The organism is Ectothiorhodospira lacustris, from assembly GCF_022227785.1.
In the GTDB taxonomy this organism is placed as follows: Bacteria; Pseudomonadota; Gammaproteobacteria; order Ectothiorhodospirales; family Ectothiorhodospiraceae; genus Ectothiorhodospira; species Ectothiorhodospira lacustris.
The window spans coordinates 1-2,228 of sequence record NZ_JAJNQM010000151.1 but is presented as its reverse complement, the minus strand read 5'-3'; the positions used below and the strand labels follow the sequence as shown (position 1 = coordinate 2,228).

Below are 2,228 nucleotides of genomic sequence, written 5' to 3'. Positions count from 1 at the left end.
GATACAGGCAGGCATTTGGCTTGGGCAAGGCGATGCCCTGAAACGACGAAGGGCACCCCGAAAGGTGCCCTTGCGTCAATGACGGCCCTGGCTGTCGTTAAACGGCGCCTCAGGCGTTTTCCTTGATCTTCTCCTTGATCTTGGCGTCATCCATGCTCTCGGGCAGCTGCTGGTCCCCGCCGCCGCAGATCTTCACCTGCTGGGCGGTACTGGAGGTGTTCTCCGGCAGCTGCTCGTCGCCGCCACCGCAGGCCTTGAGGGCGGCGCCCTTGGCACCGGCCCGCTTGCGGGGCGGTGCGCTCTTCCACTTGATGACCTGTTCCTCAAGCTGCGGCTCGGGTTTCACCAGGGTACGTGAAGTGTCGAAGTTCCAGTTCACGGTCTTTCTGGACTGGGGACCCCAGTAACCGGCCTTGCCCAGGTCGTAGAAACGGCGCTCGAAGGCACTCTTGAGGAACGCCTTGAGGCAGCCCAGCAGGTACTTGCGGCGCAGAGGGTTTCTTTCCCACGGATAGCCCAGGAAGGCCTTCTTCATGTAGAAGCGGCGGTAGTTGTGCATGACCCGGTCCAGCAGTTCGCCGCGGGTCATGGCCTTGGGCTTCATGATGGGGGTCACGAAGTTGTACTTCTCGAAGTCGAAGATCTCCACCTTGTCCTTCATCTCCGTGTACAGGTCGGAGAAGGGCCAGGGGGTGAACATGGCCCAGTTGGCCATGTCCGGGTTCCAGTCCATGCACAGCTGGAAGGTTTCTTCCAGGGTCTCGGCGGTCTCGTTTTCCAGGCCGACGATGAACTGGGCCTCGGTGACGATGCCGGCATTGCGCAGCAGTTCGATGGCCCGCTTGTTCTGGGCCACGGTGGTTTCCTTGACGAACATGTCCAGGTTGAGCTGTGCCGCCGCTTCGGTGCCCAGGGAGATATGGACCAGGCCCGCCTTGCGGTAGAAGGGCAGCAGGTCTTCGTCGCGCATGACGTCGGTCACGCGGGTGTTGATGCCCCAGAGCACGCCCAGGTCGCGGTCGATGAGTTCCTGACAGAACTCCACAAACTTGGCCTTGTTGATGGTGGGCTCCTCGTCGGCGAGGATGAAGAAGCCGACGCCGTGCTCCTTGACCAGGATCTCGATCTCGTCCACCACTTTCTTGGGGTCGCGCACCCGGTAGTCGCGCCAGAACTTCCACTGGGAGCAGAAGCTGCAGGTGAAGGGGCAGCCGCGGGCCATGTTGGGGGTGGCCACCGGTACACCCATGGGGATGTAGATGTATTTTTTCCAGTCCAGCACGCCCCAGTCGGGGATGATGGAGTCCACGTCGCGAATGGTGGGCGCGGCGGGGGTGGCGACCACCTTGTCGTCCTCGATGTAGGCGATGCCCCGGATGTCCTGACGGCCCGATTCCCAGCGGCCTTCGTCCACCGCGCGGACCACGTCCAGCACCACGGCCTCGCCTTCACCACGCACGATGGCGTCGATCCAGGGGGCCTCGGTGAGCACCTGCTGGAACATGAAGGTGGCGTGGATGCCGCCCAGCAGGGTCACCGCGTTGGGGCAGGCCTCCTTGGCGATCTTGAGGGTCTGTTCGGCCTTGTAGATGGCGGGGGTGACGGCGGTACAGGCAATGATGTCGGGCTGGGCCTCGGCGAAGATCTTGCGCAGATCCTCGTCCGGGGTATCGTCGGTCATGGCATCGACGAAGACATACTCGGTGTAGCCATGGGACTTCAGGTAGCCGGCCAGATAGGCCACCCAGGCGGGGGACCACTTGCCGGCGATTTCGGCGCCCCCGGAGTGGTAATTGGGATGGACGAAGAGGATTCGCATACGTTGCTCCCGCGAAAGGATTTATCACCCCCGGGTTTCGCCGCGGATGAAGAAGACAGGCGGGGCGTTCCTAAGTTCCCCGGAATGCCTGATCGTACCCGTGCATTTTTAGCACTGTCAACCTTGATGGACAGCCTGACATGCGCTGCGTCAAGGGCTTGTATCATCCAGGTTCTCCCGGGGGCGGCCCTTGCAGACGGTGCGGTTGCGTCCCTGGCTCTTGGCTTCGTAAAGGGCTTCATCCGCCCTGGCCAGCAGTTCACCCAGGTTACTGCCCCTGTCAATGGTACAGACGCCGATACTGAGGGTGACGGGCAGAGCGCCGGCCCGGGTCACGATCGGGGTTCGGCACAGTTGCAGGCGCAGCGTGTCGAACAGCGGCCAGGGGTCGGCACCGGTCGGCATGGCC

The 2,228-nt window shown here is 62.7% G+C and carries 2 protein-coding genes; both read right to left on the bottom strand.

Annotated elements, in window-relative coordinates; all coding sequences use genetic code 11:
- Nucleotides 1–109: 109 nt before the first annotated feature.
- Nucleotides 110–1,819 carry a magnesium-protoporphyrin IX monomethyl ester anaerobic oxidative cyclase gene (bchE, locus tag LQ952_RS15725; protein ID WP_238623558.1) on the bottom strand — a complete coding sequence of 570 codons (1,710 nt, stop codon included), beginning with the start codon at nucleotides 1,817–1,819 and terminating at the stop codon, nucleotides 110–112.
- 150 nt (nucleotides 1,820–1,969) lie between these two features.
- A partial coding sequence (locus LQ952_RS15720) for a GGDEF domain-containing protein (RefSeq protein WP_238623557.1) occupies nucleotides 1,970–2,228 on the bottom strand: 259 nt, incomplete at its 5' end.